Genomic DNA, 1,109 nt, shown 5'->3' on the forward strand with positions numbered 1-1,109 from the left:
AGGAAGGTTTCTGGCGCACCTGAAATTGCGCCGTCCAGGTTTCGCCTGGTGCGATGCGTTGATGTGGCGTCCCGTCATATCGCGCAGGCACGTGGAAGCCGTGCCAGTGAAGTGTGGCATCCTCTTCCAAAGTGTTGGTCACATTCATGCGCACGTCGGCACCATTTACCATATCCAATGTCGGGCCAAGATAGGATTGGTTGATACCTATGGTCGGCATGAATTGGTTATCAAAAAATGCCGTACGCCCGCTTTGTAGCGTCAGATCATATTCTGTAATCGCACCATTCTTTTGCCCGGCATACAGAACGGGCACCTGAAGCAGGTTTCGATCAGAGACGCGCGTGGCCTCGACCTGTCCATTCACCTCGCCTCCGCAACCCGCCAGGCCTAGCGATGTTCCGGCCAGGCCAAACAACGTTGTTCTCCGGGTAAACATGGATTGTCTCCTCTGTTTGTTGTCCCTATGCCTCGCTCGGCCCGATCGACAAGGTTTTACTTCTTGTTGAAGAACAAGAATTTGACGAAGGCCGCGCTGCCTAAAACAAGAAAAGCGATAAGCAGAAACATCAATAAACCGCCGATTGGATCCATCGTCATCCATTGGTCCCGCATCATCAAATGGTCATTGTTCACAATTTATCTCCTCTGCGCCGCCGGCGTTCAAACACCGTTTGGCCATGGCGCGATGTCTTGGCCAGGAACCGAAACTCGGACTGTGCAATCTATAGCCACTGGAGGGTCAAGATCTAATTGAAAAAAATTCGTCCTTGCGGCATCGTCTGCAGATCCGCACCCTGTCCGATCAGCTGAATGTTGAAATCCATCTTGTCAAATCGAATACACCACTCACAAAAGAGATGGGCGGGAGGCGATCACCTGACGACTCCTCAACGCAGAAGTCTTGAAACTAGCAGCATGTCCGGAGCTCCAACGCCGCTTTGAAATAGATCAGGAGCGAGGTTCGGATTTTTGCCGTGGTTGGTTTTGACGGGGCCGCTGCCAGTCCACGTAAAGATTTTGTGCGAGCTCTCATCATGCCTCTGGCCATTTTCGCTCTTTGAATCCAAGAAGTCGAAGCGCATTGAGTGCAACGATCAGGGTTGATC

General features: G+C 51.8%; 1 protein-coding gene. It reads right to left on the minus strand.

The features are described 5' to 3' along the window. Window positions 1–439 (minus strand): multicopper oxidase domain-containing protein (locus tag HOC_RS20515; RefSeq protein WP_156950582.1); only part of this gene is annotated, 439 nt, incomplete at its 3' end. Between the last annotated feature and the right edge of the window lie 670 nt (window positions 440–1,109).

Origin of the sequence: Hyphomonas oceanitis SCH89 (genome assembly GCF_000685295.1) — a bacterium.
Lineage (GTDB): Bacteria > Pseudomonadota > Alphaproteobacteria > Caulobacterales > Hyphomonadaceae > Hyphomonas > Hyphomonas oceanitis.